At 26.5% G+C, this 358-nt stretch carries 1 protein-coding gene; it reads left to right on the plus strand.

The genetic code is table 11. The features are described 5' to 3' along the window. Positions 1 to 28 precede the first annotated feature (28 nt). The coding region (locus tag L988_RS05905) for an alanine--tRNA ligase-related protein (RefSeq protein ID WP_197053946.1) at positions 29 to 358 on the plus strand (330 nt) is incomplete at its 3' end.

Raw genomic sequence — 358 nt, forward strand, 5'->3', positions numbered from 1 at the left:
TTATATTAACAATTTAAAAGGAGCGATTATGAAAACAGAAAAAATATATTATAAAAATCAATTTCAAACATTTTGTGAAGCAGTTTTAATTGAGAAAACAGAAAATGGACTTATATTTGATAAATCTGTTGCTTATCCAGAGGGGGGAGGGCAGATAGGAGATGTTGGAGTTTTAATCAGATGTAAAGATGGATCTGAGATTCCATTTTATAATACAACAAAAATTAAGGGAAGAAATCTTTTCTTAAGTGACTTTCCTAGTATAAAAGTAGAAAATCAAATTGTTCATCACATAGATAGTAATTATGAATTCCAAAAAGAAGAAAAATTTCTTATAAAGTTAGATAGTGTAAAAAGA

The sequence above is a fragment of the Cetobacterium sp. ZWU0022 genome (assembly GCF_000800875.1).
In the GTDB taxonomy this organism is placed as follows: domain Bacteria; phylum Fusobacteriota; class Fusobacteriia; order Fusobacteriales; family Fusobacteriaceae; genus Cetobacterium_A.